The following is a 20,314-nucleotide window of genomic DNA, read 5'->3' as shown; positions in this document are numbered from 1 at the left end:
TTACCGTCGATGTCGCGCCCTGCACTATCCGTTAGCGCACCCCTTGCGTCGGGAGACTTACTGGCTGCGCCGCAAGGAGAGCACACCGGATAGGTGGCGCGCGACGGTGACATTCCGAGGGTCTGGGGGATCATCCCCCAGGACTTCCTTTTACCTTCAAACCAGTTCCGTCTCGATCCCGAGCCCCGACTTCAAAGTCAAAGTAACCGGCGTCCGCTCGGCGATATCGGCAAGCCGGGCTTTCTGCTCCTCATCCAGCCCGACGATCGAGAGCTTGCGCTCGATATGCATCTCTTCCTTCGAGCCTTTGAGCCGCAAGTCCACGTCCACCGAGACCAGCGGCCAGCCCTTGCGGGCCGCATACATTTTCAAAGTAATCGCCGTGCAGGCTCCGAGGCTGGCGAGCAGCAGGTCGTAGGGTGCCGGTCCTGCGCCCTGCCCGCCAAGTGCTGCCGGTTCGTCGGCGGTGATCGCGTGGCCGCCGACAACGATATCGGTGCGCCAGGGGGTTTCGCCGATATGGGCGGTTCCATGTGCCATGGTCCGGTGCTCCTCAGGCCGGAAGGGGGATGAATTCGTGCTCCTCGGGCACGCGGGCGAAGCGCTGTTCCTTCCAGTCTTCCTTGGCCTGCTCGATGCGGTCGAGCGAGGAGGAGACGAAGTTCCAGAAGATGTGGCGCTTTTCCGGAAGCGGTTCGCCGCCCAGCAGCATCAGGCGGGTGCCGCCCTTGGCGCGAAGCACCACTTCGGCGCCGGGCTTGAAGACCACGAGTTCGGTCTCCTTGAAGCTGCCGGTCTGGCCTTCCACTTCGACTTCGCCGCCGACGACGTAGATCGCGCGTTCAACGTGCTCGGCCTTCACCTGGTAGCGCGCACCGTCGAGCATGACGATGTCGGCATAGACCATGTCGGAGTAGGTTTTGAGCGGCGAGGTCAGGCCGTCGGAAGTACCGGCGATCAGCGTCAGGCGGGTTCCGGCGTCTTCGGTTACGGGAATTTCGTCGGCCTTGTGGTGGGCGAAGGCCGGGGCGATTTCTTCCGCTTCCTTGGGCAGCGCGATCCAGGTCTGGAGACCGAACAGCTTGCCGCCGCTGGCGCGGACTTCGGGGGAGGTGCGCTCGGAGTGGACGATGCCGCTGCCCGCGGTCATCCAGTTGACCTCGCCGGGGCGGATGGCCTGGGCCGAGCCGAGCGAATCACGGTGGAATATCTCGCCTTCGACGAGGTATGTCAGGGTGGAGAGACCGATGTGGGGATGCGGGCGCACGTCGAGGCCTTCGCCGCTGCGAAACACCGCCTCGCCCATCTGGTCGAAGAAGATGAAGGGACCGACCATGCGGCGCTGCGCGGTGGGCAGCGCGCGGCGAACCTGGAAACCGTCGCCGAGATCGCGGACGGGGGGAAGAACGACGAGGTCGACGCCTTCGATATCGGACGAGTGGACGGTCATGGGGCAATCCTTCCTTGCGCTTCTTTTGTGCGTTTGAGCGCCGGGGAAGAAGGTCGGCGCCGAATGGGGAAAATGCAATCTGGGAGATTGGGGAGCGGACGATTTCCGCCCGCTCCCGTTTCTCACGTTAGGCCCGTTCTTCTCAGGCAGCGTCGACCAGGACGATCTCGCTGTCCTCGATCGCCGTCACTCGCAGCACGTCGAGGTCGCTGATCGCCACGCCGTCACGGGCATTGGCGCGGACGTCTTCGATCTGCACCGCACCGATGGCGGGAACGAGGTAGGCCTTGCGATCCTTGCCCAGCGGGTATTCGGCAGTCTCGCCGGCCTTGAGCGAAGCACCGACCACGCGGGCATTGGTGCGGATCGGCAGGGCGTCGTTGTCGTTCTCGTAGCCCGAGGCGAGCGTCACGAACTGGCCCGAACGGTCACCCTTGGGGAAGGGCTTGGCGCCCCAGCTCGGCTGTTCGCCGCCCTTGGTCGGGATGATCCAGATCTGGAAGATCTTCGTCGTCACGTCCTCGAGGTTGTATTCCGAGTGGGTGATGCCGGTGCCGGCGCTCATCACCTGGACGTCGCCTGCCTCGGTGCGGCCCTTGTTGCCCAGGTTGTCTTGGTGGGTGATCGCACCTTCGCGGACATAAGTGATGATTTCCATGTCGCGGTGCGGATGCGGCGGGAAGCCGGTCTGCGGGGCGATCGTGTCGTCGTTCCAGACGCGCAGGTTGCCCCAGTGGACGCGGGCCGGATCGTGGTATCCGGCGAACGAGAAGTGATGCTTGGCGTCGAGCCAGCCGTGGTTGGCACCGCCGAGGCTGTCATAAGGGCGAAGTTCGATCATGTGCTGTCTCCGGGGGCGGCGGGGTTTAGGTGCCGTCCTGTTGAAACCCATATAGACTTGGTCCCATTTCAAGTTCAGAGGGATAAAATCGACATGACTGTTCGAGGAGATTGAAAAGTGAGTAACCCCGGTACGCCGACCCTGGACCAGCTTCGCATCTTCCTGGCCATCGTCGATACCGGCAGTTTCGCCGCCGCCGGGCGCAAGCTGAACCGCGCGGTTTCCGTTATCAGCTATGGCATCGCCAATCTCGAAGCCCAGCTCGGTGTCCTGTTGTTCGAGCGCGAGGGCACCCGCAAGCCGCAGCTGACGACGGCCGGTCGCGCCGTGCTGTCCGAGGCACGCGGCGTGGCTGAAGGCATCGACGGGCTGCGCGCCAAAGTGAAGGGCCTGCTCGACGGTCTTGAAGCGGAAGTCGATCTCGCCGTCGACGTCATGTTCCCGGCCGAGAGCCTCGGCGTGATCCTGCGCGCCTTTGCCGCCGAGTTTCCGACCGTGCAGCTTCGCCTCCATGTCGAGGCGCTCGGCGCGATCACCTCGATGGTCCTCGACGGGACAGCCGTGATCGGGCTTTCCGGACCGCTCTTTGCAGGCGTGGACGGACTCGAAAGCGTCTCGATCGGGGCGGTACCGATGGTTCCGGTGGCCGCGCCCGACCATCCGCTCGGCCGGATGGACCCGATCCCGCCCGGCGCGGGACGCGAATATACCCAGCTCGTGCTCAGCGACCGCTCGCGCTTCACCGAGGGCAAGGACTTCTCGGTCATGAGCCCCAAGACCTGGCGCCTTGCCGACCTTGGCGCCAAGCACGCGCTGCTGCGGCAGGGGATCGGCTGGGGCAACATGCCGCTGCCGATGATCGAGGCCGATCTCGTTTCCGGCACGCTCATCCGCCTCTCGATGCCCGACCATCCCGGCGGTATCTACCGCTTCGGCGGCATCTGGCGCCGCGACACGCCGCCCGGCCCGGCTGCGGCCTGGCTGCTCGACCGCTTCGTCGCCCAGTGCGAGCGCGACAGCGGCCTCGACGAACTTCCCGATATCTGATCGCGCGCGCTGGGTGCGCGAGAGCGTAAATATCCTTTCGCTTTCCCAGCCGAAAATCCAATATCCGAAATAGTCAAAAACGCGACCTCTTCCGAACATTGTCATGATCAGATGGCAAGACGATAACGAATCGGCTTGCGGTTATGAATTACCGTGCGACAATCATTGCCATAGCGCCGCGACTGGTCTTGCCTTTGTCGATTTCGCTTTTGCCGATGCAGACCGACCGGCGGCTCCGGGGAGTTCGCCATGCTTCATGAAGACCTGGGCACGACAAGCGCAGACAGATCACACGACTGGCCGTACCGTCACCTGCCGCCCTCTCGGCAGGCCGTTGCCCTCCCCGACATCACCGCCAAGGGCGGCCTCGCCGGATGGCAATTGCGAAAGGTGATCGACCATATCGAGGACAATCTTGCCGGCGGACTGTCCTGCAAAGACCTTGCCGAGGTCGCCCGCCTGAGCACCGGGCATTTCTGCCGCTCCTTCAAGAAGAGCATGGGCGAACCGCCGCATGCCTATGTCATCCGCCAGCGCATCCGACGCGCGCAGCGGCTCATGCTCCAGAGCGACGATACCCTGTCCGAAATCGCCTGCATGTGCGGGTTGACCGACCAGGCCCACCTTACCCGCCTGTTCCGCCGCATCGTCGGCACGACACCCAAGGCCTGGCGCACCTGCTGGAAAACGCGAAGGCTTGCAGGCTGAAATAGCATTTCGAATTATTCGAACAATACGATAAAATTTATCCGGATTTCCGGAAGCCTCTTTTCAGGGCAATTCCTGTCTCAACGAGGCACCCCGCAGCCGACCCGGCCGGACCCTCTCCAGACAAAGCCCGAAGGGGAAAAGCCATGAATACCGTAACCGCCAAGATCGCTCCCGCCGCCAACGAAACCGGAATCGTGAAGTTCCTGCCGCTCGTCGGCCGCATCCTGATCGCCGCCATCTTCATCCTGAGCGGCCTTTCCAAGCTCTCCGACCCCGCCGGAACGATGGCCTACATCTCCTCGGTCGGACTGCCCCTTCCCGCCGTCGCCATGGCCGGTGCGGTCGCGGTCGAACTGATCGGCGGCGCGCTGCTGATCTCGGGCTACCGCCTGCGCACGGTGGCTGCGGGCCTCGCCCTGTTCAGCCTCGCGACTGCCGTGTTCTTCCACTCGCAGTTCGCCGACCAGAACCAGTTCATCCACTTCTTCAAGAACGTCGCGATGGCTGGCGGCCTGCTCCAGATCGTCGCCTTCGGCAAGGGCCGCGACTGATCGATCCCGGACAACCGAACCAAGCGAAGGGGTTGCCGAAAGGCGGCCCCTTTCTTTTTGCGCCGGTCTCCCGGCCAGAACCGGACACGAACCAGAATCATTGACACCGGCGCGGCGCAAATCTACCGCGCGTTTCTTGCGATTGATTTGCAATATCCTGCTCTCGGGGGAAGATCGAGCATGGCCAGAAGCGCCGCCAATGCCAGGGGAACAAGCCGGGGAATCGGCCGCTGGAACGTCACGTCGCGCATCGTCGCGGCGATTCCCGCGAACTACCTGTTCACCTCGCTGATAACGGCCTGCCTGGCCCGGCTGCTCGCGCACGGTCTGGCGGTCAATCCCGCCGAAGCCAGCGTGGCCGCCACACTGCTGTCTTTCGCGATCTTCGCCACAATAGCCCTCTTCGCCTTCGGCCTGCGCTCGATCGCGCGGCTCTGGCTGTGGCTTGCGGTGGGAAGCGCAGCAAGCGCGGGCCTTCTCTGGCTTTCGCTGAGCATGGGAGGCCGGCTGTGAAGGAAGGTCTGCGCCAGTCGATGGCGCTGCTGCACACCTGGACCGGACTGCTGCTGGGCTGGCTGCTCTTCGCGATGTTCGCCACCGGCACCTCGGCCTATTTCCAGAACGAGATCACCCGCTGGATGCAGCCGGAAGTGACGGGCGACGCCGATCCGGTCACAGCGGCCGAAGGCGCCGTGCGCTTCCTCCAGCGCACCGTGCCCGATGCGAAGAGCTGGTACATCTCGCTACCCAATAGCCGCAGCGCCACCACCCAGGTCTATTGGCAACCCGGCGACGGCGCCAAGCCCGCGAAGCGCGGCGAGACCAGTGCCGTGCTGGATCAGAGCGGCCGGGAAATCTCCACCCGCGAGACCAGCGGCGGCTTCTTCCTCTACCGCTTCCATTTCGACCTGCACTACATTCCGGTGCTCTGGGCGCGCTATCTCGTGGGCGTGGCGGCGATGTTCATGCTGGTGGCGATCCTCTCCGGGATCATCACCCACAAGAAGATCTTCGCCGACTTCTTCATGCTGCGTTTCAACAAGGGCCAACGTTCCTGGCTGGACGCGCATAACGTGACCGCCGTGGTCGCCCTGCCCTTCCACCTGATGATCACGTTCACCGGGCTGGTCACGCTGGCGGTGATGTACATGCCCTGGGGCATTGCCGCGAACTACGCCGATCGCACCACGTTCCAGGAAGCCGTCTTCGGCAAGAGCGAGGACGTCGCGCGCAGCGGCAAGCCCGCACCGCTCGCTGCAGTTGCCCCGATCATGCACACGGCCTCCGCCCGCTGGGACGGCAAGCGCATAGGCTATCTGCGCGTTTCCAACCCTGGCGACAGCACCGCGCAGATCGCCATGTCCAGCGCTCCCGAAGGCACGATCGGCGCGCGCGGCGAGGAAGCGACCTTCGACGGCGTCACCGGTCGCCCGGTTGGCGAGAGCATGCCCAAAGGCGCCGCGCTCGCCACCGAAAGCGTGATGATCGGCCTCCATGCCGGTCGCTACGCCGAATACGGTTTGCGCTGGCTCTACTTCCTGTCCGGCCTCGGCGGCACGATCATGGTCGGCAGCGGCCTCGTGCTCTGGACGGTCAAGCGTCGCACGAAGTTGCCCGATCCCAGCCGCCCGCACTTCGGCTTCCGCCTCGTTGAAAAGCTCAACATCGCAACGATCGCGGGCTTCCCGATCGGCATCGCCACATACTTCCTGGCCAACCGTCTGCTGCCGCTGCAAATGGCCGAACGCGCCGAACGCGAGATCGACAGCCTGTTCCTGGCCTGGCTCGCGGTGCTGCTCTGGGCGCTGGTGCGCCCCTCCGCCCGCGCCTGGCCGGAAATGCTGGGTCTCGCCGCGGCGCTCTTTGCCGCCGTGCCGCTGGTCAATGCCTTCACTACTTCGCGCGGGCTGCCGGTGAGCCTGCTGGCGGGCGACTGGCTCTTCGTCTCGTTCGATCTGGTGATGCTGCTGCTGGCGCTCGGTTTCGCGATGGGTGCGCGCAAGGCGGCCCGCAAGCGCGCGGAAGGTCCGCGCGCCGCAAGACGCAAGCCTCGGGAGGCCGTGACGGCATGATCCACCTGCTCTGCCTGCTGCTGGGAACCGCCGCCTTCGCCGCGCTTGCGCTCTCGATGAAGCGCCACCAGCGCGACCTCGCCGGTCGCGCCCTCACCGAGCGCGAGAGCCGCCTCGCCCGCATTGGCGGCTGGACGCTCGTGGCGCTGGTCCTGGCGATCGACGCGGGCGCCTTCGGGTTCGGCTACGGCCTGATCGCCTGGGCCGGGCAATTGACGATGGGAGGCTGGCTCAACGTGGCCTGGCTGTGCTGGAAGACCAGCCCTTCGCACAAGAAGCGCTAGGCGATTCGCAGCCTGGCCGTTCCGCATGCGCCTGGACTGCGACGGCGATTGTGCCGCCGGGTCCGATAGTTGATCGAGCCGTCGCATCCGCGAAACTCGGCTGTTTCCTGTTACGGGAAAACGGGTAAGCTGGGTCCTGCAACAGCCCATTTCCTACCCGTTTCTCCAAGGAGGCGCGCCCCATGCGCAAGGATGCATCCCTGTACTCGATCGACGGTTCCCCGCTCTCGAATCCCCCCACGGACGAGACGCTGACCGATCGTCTCAATCGGGTTCTGGAGGTCCTGCGCGCCGAGTTCCCACAAGCGGTCGACATCGGCCTGGAGTTCGACGGCAAGCTCCACGCCCACATCGACGTGCGCGGCGGAGAGGAAGTCTGCGGCGTCGAATCGAAGCTGCCGAACCTGAACGACGGCATGTTCACCCATGTCGCCCACGGCGCGACGCCGCATCACCCGTTCTTCCACCGGATCAGCGCGATCGTCGTCGGCTGATCCTTTACGATTCTTCCCGCCGTGCTCGCTGCCAATTACGGTAGCCGAGCACGGCAAGGACGATCATTGCACCATAGAGCCCGGCGGTCAGCCATAGCCCCTTGAACACGAACATGCCGACGTAGAGCACGTCCACGGCGATCCACAGCAGCCAGCTCGCCGCGTGGCGCCTTGCCGTCCAGTACTGGGCGACGAGGCTGAAGCTGCTCAGCGCGCAGTCCATCCACGGCAAGGCCGCGTCGGTATAGCGACTGGTCAGCCAGCCGAACGCCACTGCCGCCACGGCGCCGATGGCCAGCCCCTTGCCCGCCTGAACTGCCGAGAGCGGCCTGACGACGATCTCCCCGGACTGCTCCCTGCCCCGCGCCCAGACGGTCCAGCCATAGAGGATCGCCGCGCCGAACAGCGCCTGCAGCACCATGTCGGCATAGAGCCGCACGTCGAGGAACAGCTTGAAATAGAGCGCGCAGGCCGTGAGGTTGACCGGCCAGCACAACAGTTTCCGCCTCGCCGTCAGCCAGATGCCGAGGAAACTCACGGCGACGGCGACGATCTCCAGTGCAGACATCAGGACAGTGCTCCGGTTTCGAGGTCCCGCAGGAAGCCCTGTCCCGGCGGGGAAAGAAACCAGTCGGCGTGATCGATGCAGTAGCCCTGCCACGCGAGTTCGGCCTGCATCCGATCCTCCAGAATGCCCGCGAAGTAATCGGCCTCGGACAAGGCGAATTCGATATGGACCAGCGGCAGCAGGCGGATCATCGTCGCGATATCGGCGCGGCTCAGCCGCAGCACCGAGCGATAGCCGTCCAGAAGCGCCAGTGCGGCTTCCCCATCCGCCCCCGGCTCCGGATCGAGCCAGGTCACGGCGCTGCGCTCGATGGCGGTAGCGAGATCGTGGAGCGCGCAAGTCTGTGTCGCCAGCCCGAAATCGATCACCCCGCTCACCTCACCCTCGGCGGACCAGAGCAGGTTCGAGGGGTGCCAGTCGTTATGCGTCCACAGCGCTGGCTGCTCCGCCAGCCGCTGCGTCAGCCCCTCGCCCAGCGACGCGAAAAGGCGCGCCAGTTCCTGCCGCCAGCACTTGTCGGCCAGATAAGCGGCCAGCGCCGGACGGGCGGCGACATAGGCCTCCGCCGCCAGAAGCGGATCGCGCGCGGGCAGGATCGTGAAGCTGCTGACCAGCGGATGATCGCCGCGCGGCCCAGCCGGGAAATCGCGCGCCGCCCGGTGCAGCCGTGCCAATGCCGCGCCCGCCTCACGGGCATGGCCCAGCGTCAGGAACGGCGTCCAGGACTGGCGGTCGCGATAGAGATCGAGACCCGGTGCCTTGCGCAGGACCTCGTAAGTCCACTCGCCCTCGGCAATCGCGCCCACGCCGTCCGCTCCGGCCACCACGTCCGGCACGGCTACGCCCGCCGCGCGCAAGTGCGCCATGAAAGCATGTTCCTCGGCTAGCGCAGCTGGTGTGCGCAGCCGCCAATGATGGCGCTTGAGGAAGAACGCGCCCCGCTCCGTCTCCACCAGACACGCCGCCGAAAACGGGCGGGGCGAATGCCAGAGCAGCGCGCCCGGTGTGCCGACTTCGGGAAAGCGGGCGAAGATCGCCTCGGCCTCGGCGGCAGTGATCGTCGGCCATCGCGGCACTTCGAGCGCCATGCCCATGCCGTGCACGAGATGTGACGAAATGCCGCTCACGATCAGAAGGCGCGGCTGAGCGTCGCCACGAAGGCCCGTCCGCTTCCGACGTAGTAGCTCGACGAGGAACCGGCGATCACCGTGCCGCCGCGCCCGACCGTATCCAGCGCATTGGCGGTGATCGCCTGCACGCCCGAAAGCACATGCGGGTTGGTCACGTTAATCGCATTGAGCCGCAAGTCCATGCGCTGCGCATCGATCAGGCCTGCCAGATGCACACCAACCGAGAGGTCCAGAGTGGCGTAAGGCTTGACGCTCTCGTCATTCATGAACGTCGCGTACTGGCGCCCGACATACTTGAGTGCAGTGCTGCCGAACAGACGGCCGTCATCGTAGGTCGTGCCGAGGGCAAACTGGAACTCGGGGCTGGAGACCGCGCGCTTGCCCCTGGTCGGCAGAAGATCGCCGCCGACCGCAAGATCGTCACCCAGCCGCGTGTGCAAGTATTCGCCCGAGAGATAAACGCTGACGCCCTTGGCCGGGCGATAGTCGATCTCGCCGTCGAGGCCGTAGGAAGTCTGGCTACCGCCATTGATCGTCGAATTGACCAGCGCGCCGCCGCTGTTCACCACCGTCGCTACCTGCCGGTTGCGGAAGTGGTAGTGGAAGGCGGTCAGCGAGAACGAGAGGCTCGGGCCGATGTAGCGATAGCCCAGTTCCTCCGAGACCGAATATTCGTTCTTCAGGCTCGTCGTGCCCGCGCTCACCAGTTCGCCGCCGTAATAGCTGTTGTAGAGCGCGAACTCGTTCGGGGTGCGGAAGTTGGTGGTCACGTTGGCGAAGAGCTGCTGCCGTTCATCCAACTTGTAGTGCACCGCCGCACGCGGCAGGGCGGCGAAGCTGTCCTTGCGGATCCGGTCCTGCGGTCCGGGCAGGTAGTTGCGGCCATTGCGCAGCACGTCCACGCCCTTGAAGCCCAGATCGACGACGAGGCGCGGCGTCACCGCGATGCTGTCGGCGAGGAAGAAGCCCTTGGTCACCGTTTCGGTCCGCGCGTTCTCGTAGGCGAGCAGGCGTCCGTCGGCAGTGCGGATGGCCTTGTCCTGATAGCCCCACATGTCGAACGGGCGGCCGTTCGCGTCGATCGAGGTGTAGGACTGGGTAACGCGGTCGGTGCCGTAGTCGAACCAGACCCCCGCCGTGATCGTATGCGCGCCCGCCGTAAGCGTCAGCTTGCTGACGTCGCCGACGCGGAACTGCTTGCCGGTCCAGTTGCCCATCACCGTTGCGACGCCGTCCACCGCGCCCGGCAGCGTGATCGGCTGGGCCAGTTCCTCGGTGCCGAGGAAGTTGCCGGTCTCGGCGAGCTGGGTGCCATAGGGCGCGTTGCCGTGGCCGAGCTGGAGATAGGCCGAACTGTCGAAGGCCAGACGATCGGACAGCTTCAGATGGACCGGCGCGGCGACGTAGAAGTTACGGAACGGCGCGCGGTAGAGCCGCCAGTAATTGGTGTTCCCCTCGCTGTACCGCTTGTCATAATTGAAGTCGCGGCCCGAGGTCTTCCAGTCGGCCAAGGTCGGGCTGGCGTAGCTCGACGTATTGGCATCGTTGTACGAGAACGAGATGCTGGCCCGGTTGCCCTCGCCCCATTCGCGCAGCAGCTTGGCATCGACGTGCTGGCGCTTGTCGAAGCCCGCACCGCGCCAGTTGTCCGCGCGGTTGTTCGAATAGGAGATGAAGGCCTTGATCCCGCTCGCCCCGAGCGTGCCGGTGTCGAAGCGCACGAAAGCGCGGCGCGCGTCATAGGACCCGGCCGAGAGATTGACCAGCCCGCCCATCTCCGGCTTCGGATCGTCCAGCGAGAGCGCCAGCGTACCGCCCGCCGCCGCGACCACGGGCGCATCGATCGCCGCAGCGCCTTGTGAAAGCGCGATCTGCCGCACGTTCTCGGCATCGGCGAACTGCGAGGGATAAGCGTAAAAATAGCCGATGTCGTTCTGCGGCGCGCCTTCCATCAGCACGCCGATCTGATCCTGCCCGAGGCCGCGCATGGTCAGGCCGGAACTGGTCGAAAGCCCGTAAGGGTCGCTGGAAGAGACGTTCGCACCCGGCAGCAGGTTGACGAGCTGGAAGGCGTTCAGGGTCGGCGCCTGCTTGGTGATGAAGTCGGCCGAGATCGCGCTGATCGCCTTGGGCGCGGTCTGGTCCGGCAGCAGGCCCTCTGGGTCGGGATGGCCGATGACCTGGATATCGGTGCGAGCGTCGGGCGCCTCGTCTGCCGTCTCGGCCGCCGTCTCAGCCATCGCCAGCGGCGCAAACAGCGCCAGCGCGGCGCCGCCGAGGGAAGTGAGGCTGCGAATATGTGTCGGGGTAAGGGTCATCGTCTTTCGTCCGCTCCAGTCGGAGGGACAACGGACGCTCTGCCGCCAGCCCTCCCTACGCCGGTGTCAACCGGATCAGGTTCAGCGGGTCGTGGTCTGCTGACCACCTCTCAGCCGCGCATGAGCGGCCCCCCGGGGATAGGGGCGCCCTACGCGCTCAGCGGGCTTGTGGAAAGCCTTATTGCATTGACGATCTTCCGGCGATCCCGGACAGGACCCCCACACGCAAACGGGAGCATGACATGAACCTGCTGGAGCACACGCTCGCAGCCCTCGCGGTCCAGGCCCTGCTGCGCCTGCTGACCGGCAGCTGGTGGCCGGGCGCCGCCGTGGCCTCGGCTTATTTCCTCGGCCGCGAAGTGGCGCAGGCCGAGTACCGCTGGATCGAAACTTACGGCCACGGCCTGCGCGCAAACATGCCGTGGTGGGGACCGTTCGACCTCAGGGTATGGCCCAAGCTCGATCAGTGGGTCGACTGGATCGGCCCGCTCGTTTCCACCAGTGCCTTGGCTATCGCCTTGCGGAAGCGATAGCGCATCAGCCTGCCGCCTCGGGCTTCAGGTAACGGCTGTAGACCCAGCCGATCCCGATCAGGCTGAAGCCGAGCGCGAGGAACGAGAGAATCCGCAGCAATCCGTCCAGCCCCGAGGCGTCGAACAGGAAGACCTTGCCGACGGCGGCGAGCATCAGCACCAGCGAGGCGAAGCGCCAGCTGCGCAACCGCTCGCGGATGCCCCAGCCAAGGAAGCCGAGCGCCAGCGCGATCGCCAGTACCGAGCGACCGATGTTCTCCACTTCGCCAACCGAGCCGACGTAGAGCAGGCTTCCCGCAAAAAGCTGACGCAGCGTCGCGAAGGCGAAGAGCAGGATCAGCGCCATCCGCAGCAGGTCCGCCGGAAGCTGGAAACGCGGCGCCAGATCCGGTGCGATTCGGGCGGCGAGCGAAGGCACCGCGAAGGGAATGAGGAAGGCGGGCAGCAGCAGGTTGACCAACGGCCAGGGTCCCACTTGCTGATGGCTCCAGAACGGATTCTCCGAAATCCAGTTATAAAAGAGCGCATGCACCAGCCCCATAACAAGGAAGCCCAGGGCGATCTCGCGCGCTGCGAACCGGCGCCAGACCGCCATGCCTAGTCCGATCAGCAAAGCCTCCCAGACGCAGCGTTCGGCAAGGCCGAGGCGGGCGAAGGCTTCCTCATCGCCAAGCGCAAAGACCTGTTTGAACAGGATGTGGCCGCCAGCGAGACCGAGCAGACCGACCATCGTCGCTCCGGCAAGGAAGGCCGGGCGCGACAGATGCGCACGGATGCGCCAGAACGCAAAGGCCGTCGCCAGCGCTGGTGCGACGAGGCGGCGCAGCGCTTCCGCCCATGTCGGCAGGTCGGTCACGAGGACCCACTTGCCCGCCATTACCGAGTTCGCGCTCGCCGTCAGCCAATAGGCCATCGGCTCCAGCGCCCAGAGTGCCGCGAGCACGACCAGCGTGCCCTGGGCCGCCTCAAGCGCCAGCACAGGCTTGCGCCCATTCACTTCGGCCAGCAGCACCAGCGCAGCCGCCAAGGCAACGGAAAGCCACGGCGCCGGGACCAGTTGCGCAACAAAGCCATAGCCAAGCAGCACGGTAAGCGGCTGCAAGCCGAAGCGCAGGCGCGTTCCCGCATTCCGCCAGGTGAAGGCAGCGGCGGCCAGGGTCATCGCTCCCCAATGCAGCAGGGCGCGGCCCGGATGCGTCACTGTCGCCGTCTCCACCAGACGGGACAGGGCGCCGTTCTCCGTCGAAACCGCCAGCACGACGACGACCGCCAGCGCCAGGAAACCGAGCGAACCGTGCTTCAGGCGATGGTCCCGTCCCGTCACGGCGACGCCCAGCAGTCCTGCCGCGACGGCCGGGAAGACGACCGGCACCAGCCATTCGGGAAGGCCCATCATACCGGCCACGATCAGCAGCACACCCACGCTGGAGGCCAGCAAGGCGAAACGGGCATCCTCGTGACGCGCCTCGCGCCGCCAGCCAAGTCCGGCGCCCAGCGCAGGCAGTGCCGCAAAGGCCAGCGCCAGCAGCGCGAAGCGGGTGTCGTGGCCCGCGGCAGACTCGTAGAACTTCGCGCAGCAGACCGCATAACCGCCGAGGGCAATGGCGCTGAGCAGGCCGACTTCGACGAAGCCGCCCCCTTCCCGCCACAAGTTCCGCAGCGCATAGCCGCCATAGATCGCCGCGATCCCGGCCATGACCGCCGTGAACAGACCGGCTTCAGGCGCGGGCCAGAACGCAGTGAGGCCGAGCGCCGTCAGCAGCGGCACCGCGACCGTCCGGCGCAGCATCGGCGTGTTTCCGGCAAGCCAGCAGAACGCCAGCGACAGCAAGCCGTAAAGCCCCCATGTCAGCGGCGCGAAGTGGCCGTTCGCCACCAGCAGCGCCAGCTGAAAGGCGCCGACGATTGCCGCCGCGCCGCGCAGGATCGGGGCCGCACGGCCCTCCAGCGCAAGGGCCGGAAGGCCGAGACCGATCAGCAGCACCAGCAGACCCATCGAAAGCGTGGAACCGCTGTCGAGGCCGCCCATGGCGATCGTCAAGAGGCTCCAACCGGCACCGCCGGTCAGCGCGCCGACGCCCAACCAGACCCAGCGCTGGCGGCGAGAAAGCAGGGTGATCGCACCGATGAGGACGGCGAGATAGCCCGCCAGCAGCGGCACGCTCGGACTGTCCGACTGGACGACCGCAGGCGTCGCAAGGCCGCCGACAAGCCCAAGGACCGCGCAAGGCGCCCCGAACCGCAGCGCCAGACCGAGCGCCAGCGCGGTAATCGCGAAAAGTCCCGCAAAAGCCAGCCCCGGCCCGACGAGACCATAGAGATTCGCTGCCGCCAGCGTCGCCGCATAGAGACCGCCCACGCCCGCTCCGGCAAGCGCCTGCGCCACCCGCTCGTCGCGCACGAAGTCCGCCCGCTGCCGCGCCAGTTCGCCGCCGCCGATCAGCGCCGCGCTGAACGTGAAGCCCAGCACAATGCGCACCAGCGGCGAAAGCAGCCCGGTGTCGATCGAGTATTTCACCATCAGCACCGCCGCCACGATCAGCGTGATGCCGCCCGCCCAGATCGGCAGCTTGCGGCCGAACAGGTCCTCGAAGCCGAGGCCCACCACCCTGCGCGGCGGCGGCGCGGTAATGACCGGCTCGGACACGGTTTCCGGGATGGAAGGCGCTGCCGGTGCCTGCGGCTGCGGTTGCTGTTCAACGATGACCCGCTCGACGGGCTCGGGAGGCAGAATATCCTCTAAAGGCGGCGGGACCGACACGTCCACCGGCTCCTGCACGCGCTCCAACTCGGGCAGAGGATCTGGCATCGAAACCGGCCCGGAAACCGGCGCCGCAGGCCGCCCCTCTCGCAGCAACCGCTCCACGCGCACCAGACGCCGCCGCGTTTCGAACAGCAGTCCGCCCAGAAAGATCGTCGCCAGCAGCAGGAACTCGGTCACGCCGTTACCCTCTCGATCACATTTCCCGCATGGAGGTATCGTGAAATCGAACACCGTACAATAAAAAATTAGACAGCGTTCTATTTCAGCGATATGAAGGCAGCACGACTTTCAGGGAAACGGACATGACGGGATTTCTGAAAAAGCTGATGCGCGATCTGGAGGCTCCGATCGAAGCGCGCGGCTTCGGTACGGGGTGGTTCTCCGGCTTCTTCGCCCTCATTCTCTCCGCCGCGGGACTCTGTTTCGTCGCGGCGCTGCGCTGGCCGGACTGGCTTGCCACGCCCGAACTCGCGCGCGTGCTGGCCTCTTCCGGTTTCCGCATCGTGGTCCATGCCACCTTGCTCGGAGCCTATGCCCTCGCCCTGCTCAGCCTGCTGCTGCGCCCCCGCAAGGCGCTGGGCCTGACCGCGCTGGTCGTCGCACTGGCGGGTACGATCCTCGGCGGCGCCTCGGTCCAGCCGCGCGAGATGCATGACTGGGGCATTTTCTTCGGCGTCGATTTCTTCGCGGTGAACCTCATCGCCACCGGCCTGATGTTCGCGCCGCTGGAGCGCCTCGTCCCCCACCGCGCCAAGCAGCGCCTGTTCCGCGCCGAATGGCGTGAGGACCTGTTCTACTTCCTCATCAGTTCGATGCTGGTGCAGCTCATCACCTTCCTGGCGCTGGCCCCGTCGAGCTACCTCAATGCCCACGGCACCGGCCTTTCCGGCATCCGCGGCGCGATCGGCGGCCTGCCCTGGGCGGTACAGTTCCTGCTGGCGATGTTCCTGACCGACCTGGCCCAGTACTGGTTCCACCGCCTGTTCCACCGCATACCGTTCCTCTGGGGCTTCCATGCGGTGCACCACTCGGCGCGCTCGATGGACTGGCTGGCCGGGGGCCGGATGCACTTCGTGGAGATCGTGCTGCTGCGCGGCGTGACCTCGCTGCCGTTGCTGACCTTCGGCTTCCTGCCCTCGGTGATGCAGGCCTATATCGGCATGGTCTACGTCTACTCCTCGCTGATCCACGCGAACGTACGGGGCGACTTCGACCGGCTTGGCCGCTTCCTCGTCGTGCCGCGCTTCCACCACTGGCACCACGCGCTGGAGGCCGAGGGGATCGACAAGAACTTCGCGATTCACTTCCCCTGGCTCGACCGTCTGTTCGGCACCCATTACTTCCCCAAGGGCAAGTGGCCGCAGGGCTACGGCGTGCCCGAGGCGGTGCCGAGCGGCTACCTCGCCCAGATGCGCTATCCCTTCGTACGCAAAGCGAGCTGAAAGTGGCCCGACGCTCCGACCATGGCCGCGAGGAACTGCACGCGCTGATCCTCGACACCGGGCGGCAGGTCATGGCGGAAAGCGGCTATGCCCGCTTTTCCGCCCGCGAGGTGGCCAAGCGCATCGGCTACTCGGTGGGCACGGTCATGCACGTCTTCGGCAATGTCGGCGCGCTCGTCATGGCCATCAATGCGCGGACGTTCCGGCTCTGGACCCAGTGGCTGGACGAGCGGCTGGAAGGCACGCAGGGCCAGGAGCGCATTCTGGTGCTGGTGCGCGGCTACTTCGATTTCGCGGCCAGCCACCGCAACTTGTGGTCTGCCATCTACGAGCACCGCGTTCCGGAAGGCGTGCCCATGGCCGAGGTCCTCGTGGCCGAGCGTGTCCGCCTGACCGGCATGATCGCTCGCGAAGTCGCCTCGGTACTCCCGGATGCGAATGCCGCGAAGACCGCCGAACTCGCCAGTTCGCTGATCGCCAACGTGCACGGCCACTGCGCCTTCCTGCTCGGCGGCACGTTCTCGCTGATGGGCGTCGAGCACCCTGCAGAACTTGCCGCCGCGCGCGTCATGGAAACGCTGCGCGCCAATGGCGCCCGGCTGACCGCCTGAGCGGGCCGAAAGCCGCCTCCTCAGATCAACGGCTTGCCGCCCGACTTGACGACCGCCCCACCCTTCATCACGAAACCGACGCTCTCCAGCACCTTCACATCGGCCAGAGGGTCGCCGTCCACGGCGATGATATCGGCATAGCGCCCTGCCTGCAAAGTGCCGACTTCGGCGCTGCCCAGCAGATCTGCCGCATTGCCGGTCGCCGTGCGGATCGCATCCATCGGCGTCATCCCCGCGCCCACCAGCAAGGCAAATTCCTGCGCGTTCTCGCCATGCTTCGACAGACCGAAAGTATCCGTGCCGAAAGCGATCTTCACCCCCGCAGCATAAGCGTCATGCAGGTTCCGGCGCAGCAGCGGCGCGATCTCAAGCGCCTTTTCGGCAGTGGACGGATTGAGCTGCTCGGGGTGCTCCTTCGCGCGCTGATAGACCCGCTCCCCGACCAGCATGGTGGGCACGAGGTAGGCGCCATACTGCCTAAAGAGCTTGTAGCTGCCTGCGTCGGCATAGGAACCGTGCTCGATGGAATCGACGCCCAGCGCGATCGTATGGTCGATCGCCTCCTTGCCATGGGCATGGGCGGCCACCTTCATGCCCAGCGCATGGGCGGTATCGATGACAGCCTTGATCTCCTCGTCCGTCATCAACTGGTGGCGGGGATCGTCGCCGATCGACATGACCCCGCCCGAGGGCATGATCTTGATGAGATCCACCCCCTCGCGCTTCAACCGCCTGACGGCCAGCCTCGCGGATTCGGGGCTATCGACGACATTGTCGGCGATATGCGGAATATCGGCGAACTCGGCGCGCAACCCGTTGACCGGATCGCCATGCCCGCCGGTCGGCCCGAGCGCCGCCCCGGCTACCCACAGGCGCGGCCCTGGCACCGCCCCGCCCTCGATCGACTTCTTAAGCGCGACGACGACTTGGGTATTGGCCCCGCAGTCGCGCACCGACGTGAACCCGGCCAGCAGGGTATTGCGCGTGAACACGGTCGCCTCGATTGCATCCTCGAAATCGCTGCGCGTCACCGTATTGCGGATCGGGTCTCCGGCATGCCATCCTGCCGTGATGTGATCATGGGTATCGATGAGACCAGGAAGCACCGTCTTGTCCACAAGGTCCACCACTTCGGCGCCTGACGGCGTAACGAAGCCTGGCTGGATCGCCGTGATGCGGTCATCGGTAACGAGAATCGAAACCTTATGCCGAGGCGCCGCCCCGGTTCCGTCGATGAAGCGTCCGGCGTGGATCACGATGTCCTTCGCCGAGGCTCCGCCACCAGGCACAAGCCCCGCCGCAATCAGCCACAACGCGGCCCCGGTCGCGTGCCTCACAGATTTGCCCCCTCGCATTCCCGCCCCTCTCGCTAACAGTCGTCCGCAGAGTTGCGCCGCCCGCGCCTTGCGTCAATGACTTATCACGGGCGATAATTGCGAGACCTATCCCAATACCGACCCCGAGGTAAGGCGCCGTCCAACAGCGGGTAAGGCATGGATCGGCAGCACCGGAAACGGCGGCCGTCAGGCGGAAAGATTTACACAGCGGTGTAACCGCTTCTTTGTATCGATGCTAAGAGATTGATTTTTGGTAGCGGAGGAGGGATCAGCCGACGGCACTTATTAGACTGAAATTTTTGTCAATTTCTAGAAATCAAGAAAAGCGCCACCCCCAATTCCACCCCCAACCAACAAGCAAATCGCCGAAGCGTTACATAGCTGAGCCGAACCGAATGGCGGTGGTAGCCATATTCGAAAATAATGGCCCTCCTTGGAGTGTGATTGCCCGCGCGTTCGTGTGGGCCTGATACGGTGCTCTGATCCCATCGGCCAGACTTCGCATTTTGCCGTCTATTCGCAAGCACGACCATCACCGTCTCGGTTCGATCCAGCCCGATATCCCGGATCGTCTCGTCGCAATGCGCTGCACCCGCAGCGGGAGCAGCGGCGCAGTTGGGATAGTAGACATTGCCTGCTGGAATTTTCGGAGCCCGCTATGCCTTGTCAGTCAACCGATCACATGATGGGCCAACCAAATCCCATACTGCATCGATGACGGCCTCCAACGAGAGGTTTTCAAGCTCGAGTGAGGCAGCATAAGCACGCCATTGCCGCTGCTTCGCGCTGTCCCCACTCATTTCGGACGAGAGCCCCGGTGGACGCTCCGACGGAACTGCAGTCTCGCGGCGCTCGAAGGTCGCGCGGATCGCAGCATCGAGGTCATTCGGGGCGATCTCTATCGCGCGAGGAATGGCCCACAGGTCATAGTAGTCCTTCATGCGCCCATTGATGACGCCCAACGCCACCATCGCCTGAAACTTCTCGGCGATGACGCTGGCGGGAGGATATGATCGTACCTGGGGTGCTGGTAGGTCGAGCAAGGTCGGATAATCGAGGTGCTGCGTAGCATCGGCCATGGCATCCCCGAAACCGATATCGATCGTAACCGGAATACGTGTCCGCTCGAGATAGGCCGCAGTCTTCAGACGGACCCCGCCATATTCCATCTCTTCACGGATGACCTCGGCGGACAATGCATCCAGATCAAATCCAAGGCCATCATCGCCCTCGCCCGCCATAATCTGGCGGAAGTCGGCTATCAGCCGTTCGGGATCGGGATCGCCATGACCGAGAAAATCGGCATCTCGCGTCACGCGGTTGTCGTCGTCGATCCAGACGGTGACGAGCATTCCGCCCTTCAGAATGAACCGATCGCGGTGCTCGGTCACGGAAAGGCGGTAGAGCAGGCGTTCGAGAGCAAAGCGTACCAACACTAAGTCGAAGACGCGCCCTTCCCTGCGAGCGATATTGAGCAGGCGATCCTTGACGGACTTCGCGATGTTGACGGGCGCTTTAGCCATTGGAGGTGAGCGCTTCGAGATAAGGCTGCATCGTTTTCCAGGCACCGCTGATCTTCGCGGCGTCAGCAATCATGGCCGGTGTCGCCTTGCGCAGCCGAAGTGCGGCGCGCAGGCTCTCGATGGCAACTGACCGGTCCACCAGCTTTGGGTTGCGAAAGGCATCCGCCAGCGTCTTCGAAACCGTGTAGATTGGCACTTGCACGCCCGCGATCGCGTGGTGCTCGATGCCGTATCGGAGGTAGGCATCGGTAAAACGAACCAGCCGTATCGGCGGGTAAGACTGCACTGGCGCCCAATCGCTGGCTCCGATCGCCATCCAAACGCGGCGGGGCATCTGGTCAGTCAGATCATGGAATGCGAGTGCAGAAACGAGCGCAACGATTCCTTTGGGCACTCTGAGTGCGGCTTCGGCAAGGATCTGACCTTCTTCAACGTCAGCATCAGGCTTTTGATAAATACCTCGCCCGATCCGTTCGATCTCTCCCGCTTCAACCGCCCTGGAGATAGTCTGGGGGTTGATGCCTGCCGCACGTAGCTCAGATGCGCGCAGCATCGCGCCCGCCCCCAGAAGGCGGAGCAGCCTGGCATTTTGCGGTTCAGAGGGGGCAGGCATGTAACAAATCCTCGAATTGAAAATC

The 20,314-nt window shown here is 65.0% G+C and carries 20 protein-coding genes and 1 riboswitch; of the genes, 10 read left to right on the top strand and 10 right to left on the bottom strand.

All coding sequences use genetic code 11. The features are described 5' to 3' along the window. Nucleotides 1-156: 156 nt before the first annotated feature. The 3 genes from ACZ1II_RS13250 to ACZ1II_RS13240 form a co-directional block, all read right to left on the bottom strand. Complete coding sequence (locus ACZ1II_RS13250) at nucleotides 157-540, bottom strand: OsmC family protein (RefSeq protein ID WP_465146850.1); 384 nt, start codon at nucleotides 538-540, stop codon at nucleotides 157-159. Between the two features lie 13 nt (nucleotides 541-553). Further along, nucleotides 554-1,450 carry a pirin family protein gene (locus ACZ1II_RS13245; RefSeq protein WP_147220012.1) on the bottom strand — a complete coding sequence of 299 codons (897 nt, stop codon included), beginning with the start codon at nucleotides 1,448-1,450 and terminating at the stop codon, nucleotides 554-556. A gap of 142 nt (nucleotides 1,451-1,592) precedes the next feature. Beyond that, nucleotides 1,593-2,291 (bottom strand): pirin family protein, encoded by a 699-nt coding sequence (locus tag ACZ1II_RS13240; RefSeq protein ID WP_465146849.1) that lies wholly within the window; start codon nucleotides 2,289-2,291, stop codon nucleotides 1,593-1,595. A gap of 117 nt (nucleotides 2,292-2,408) precedes the next feature. On the opposite strand from ACZ1II_RS13240, the gene ACZ1II_RS13235 reads away from it, so the two are divergent. From ACZ1II_RS13235 to ACZ1II_RS13205, 7 genes are all read left to right on the top strand, one after another. After that, entirely contained in the window at nucleotides 2,409-3,338 is a 930-nt protein-coding gene (locus tag ACZ1II_RS13235; protein WP_465146848.1) for a LysR family transcriptional regulator, read from the top strand. A gap of 249 nt (nucleotides 3,339-3,587) precedes the next feature. Continuing rightward, nucleotides 3,588-4,046 (top strand): helix-turn-helix domain-containing protein, encoded by a 459-nt coding sequence (locus ACZ1II_RS13230; RefSeq protein WP_465146847.1) that lies wholly within the window; start codon nucleotides 3,588-3,590, stop codon nucleotides 4,044-4,046. Between the two features lie 146 nt (nucleotides 4,047-4,192). Further along, on the top strand, nucleotides 4,193-4,600 hold the full coding sequence (locus tag ACZ1II_RS13225; RefSeq protein WP_465146846.1) for a DoxX family protein: 408 nt from the start codon (nucleotides 4,193-4,195) through the stop codon (nucleotides 4,598-4,600). Nucleotides 4,601-4,780: 180 nt separating this feature from the next. Continuing rightward, on the top strand, nucleotides 4,781-5,113 hold the full coding sequence (locus ACZ1II_RS13220) for a hypothetical protein (RefSeq protein ID WP_465146845.1): 333 nt from the start codon (nucleotides 4,781-4,783) through the stop codon (nucleotides 5,111-5,113). After that, on the top strand, nucleotides 5,110-6,672 hold the full coding sequence (locus ACZ1II_RS13215; RefSeq protein ID WP_465146844.1) for a PepSY-associated TM helix domain-containing protein: 1,563 nt from the start codon (nucleotides 5,110-5,112) through the stop codon (nucleotides 6,670-6,672). The genes ACZ1II_RS13220 and ACZ1II_RS13215 overlap by 4 nt, the downstream gene beginning before the upstream one ends. Beyond that, the gene (locus ACZ1II_RS13210; RefSeq protein WP_465146843.1) at nucleotides 6,669-6,956 is read left to right on the top strand and encodes a DUF3325 domain-containing protein; all 288 of its coding nucleotides are present in this window, start codon (nucleotides 6,669-6,671) and stop codon (nucleotides 6,954-6,956) included. Before ACZ1II_RS13215 ends, ACZ1II_RS13210 begins: the two co-directional genes overlap by 4 nt. Before the next feature lie 182 nt (nucleotides 6,957-7,138). After that, nucleotides 7,139-7,450, top strand: coding sequence for a hypothetical protein (locus ACZ1II_RS13205; protein WP_465146842.1), 312 nt, complete (start codon nucleotides 7,139-7,141; stop codon nucleotides 7,448-7,450). Between the two features lie 4 nt (nucleotides 7,451-7,454). Here ACZ1II_RS13205 and pnuC read toward each other — a convergent pair whose 3' ends face one another. The 3 genes from pnuC to ACZ1II_RS13190 are packed head-to-tail and all read right to left on the bottom strand — an operon-like array spanning nucleotide 7,455 to nucleotide 11,388. Then, on the bottom strand, nucleotides 7,455-8,018 hold the full coding sequence (gene pnuC, locus ACZ1II_RS13200; protein WP_465146841.1) for a nicotinamide riboside transporter PnuC: 564 nt from the start codon (nucleotides 8,016-8,018) through the stop codon (nucleotides 7,455-7,457). Then, a complete protein-coding gene (locus ACZ1II_RS13195; protein ID WP_465147297.1) occupies nucleotides 8,018-9,112 on the bottom strand; it encodes a phosphotransferase enzyme family protein in 1,095 nt (364 codons plus the stop codon). Before ACZ1II_RS13195 ends, pnuC begins: the two co-directional genes overlap by 1 nt. Nucleotides 9,113-9,147: 35 nt before the next feature. Beyond that, a complete protein-coding gene (locus ACZ1II_RS13190) occupies nucleotides 9,148-11,388 on the bottom strand; it encodes a TonB-dependent receptor (RefSeq protein ID WP_465147296.1) in 2,241 nt (746 codons plus the stop codon). Nucleotides 11,389-11,501: 113 nt separating this feature from the next. Beyond that, nucleotides 11,502-11,611: riboswitch (TPP riboswitch) on the bottom strand. A gap of 97 nt (nucleotides 11,612-11,708) precedes the next feature. Here ACZ1II_RS13190 and ACZ1II_RS13185 point away from each other — a divergent pair. Further along, nucleotides 11,709-11,999, top strand: coding sequence for a hypothetical protein (locus ACZ1II_RS13185; RefSeq protein ID WP_465146840.1), 291 nt, complete (start codon nucleotides 11,709-11,711; stop codon nucleotides 11,997-11,999). A gap of 4 nt (nucleotides 12,000-12,003) precedes the next feature. Here the strand turns inward: ACZ1II_RS13185 and ACZ1II_RS13180 are convergent, their stop codons facing one another. Beyond that, entirely contained in the window at nucleotides 12,004-14,940 is a 2,937-nt protein-coding gene (locus tag ACZ1II_RS13180) for a DUF2339 domain-containing protein (RefSeq protein WP_465146839.1), read from the bottom strand. Between the two features lie 125 nt (nucleotides 14,941-15,065). Here ACZ1II_RS13180 and ACZ1II_RS13175 point away from each other — a divergent pair, with 125 nt between their 5' ends. Together ACZ1II_RS13175 and ACZ1II_RS13170 are read left to right on the top strand one after the other, a co-directional pair. Then, entirely contained in the window at nucleotides 15,066-16,205 is a 1,140-nt protein-coding gene (locus ACZ1II_RS13175; protein ID WP_465146838.1) for a sterol desaturase family protein, read from the top strand. A 2-nt stretch (nucleotides 16,206-16,207) separates the two neighbouring features. Then, on the top strand, nucleotides 16,208-16,816 hold the full coding sequence (locus tag ACZ1II_RS13170; RefSeq protein WP_465146837.1) for a TetR/AcrR family transcriptional regulator: 609 nt from the start codon (nucleotides 16,208-16,210) through the stop codon (nucleotides 16,814-16,816). A 20-nt stretch (nucleotides 16,817-16,836) separates the two neighbouring features. Here ACZ1II_RS13170 and ACZ1II_RS13165 read toward each other — a convergent pair whose 3' ends face one another. The 3 genes from ACZ1II_RS13165 to ACZ1II_RS13155 form a co-directional block, all read right to left on the bottom strand. Beyond that, nucleotides 16,837-18,171, bottom strand: coding sequence for a metal-dependent hydrolase family protein (locus ACZ1II_RS13165; protein ID WP_465146836.1), 1,335 nt, complete (start codon nucleotides 18,169-18,171; stop codon nucleotides 16,837-16,839). 638 nt (nucleotides 18,172-18,809) lie between these two features. Continuing rightward, entirely contained in the window at nucleotides 18,810-19,676 is an 867-nt protein-coding gene (locus ACZ1II_RS13160) for a nucleotidyl transferase AbiEii/AbiGii toxin family protein (protein ID WP_465146835.1), read from the bottom strand. After that, complete coding sequence (locus tag ACZ1II_RS13155; protein WP_465146834.1) at nucleotides 19,669-20,289, bottom strand: type IV toxin-antitoxin system AbiEi family antitoxin domain-containing protein; 621 nt, start codon at nucleotides 20,287-20,289, stop codon at nucleotides 19,669-19,671. The genes ACZ1II_RS13160 and ACZ1II_RS13155 overlap by 8 nt, the downstream gene beginning before the upstream one ends. Nucleotides 20,290-20,314: the final 25 nt, after the last annotated feature.

It is taken from the genome of Novosphingobium sp. BL-S-20 (assembly GCF_055521635.1).
This window is presented reverse-complemented; position numbering and strand designations above follow the sequence as displayed.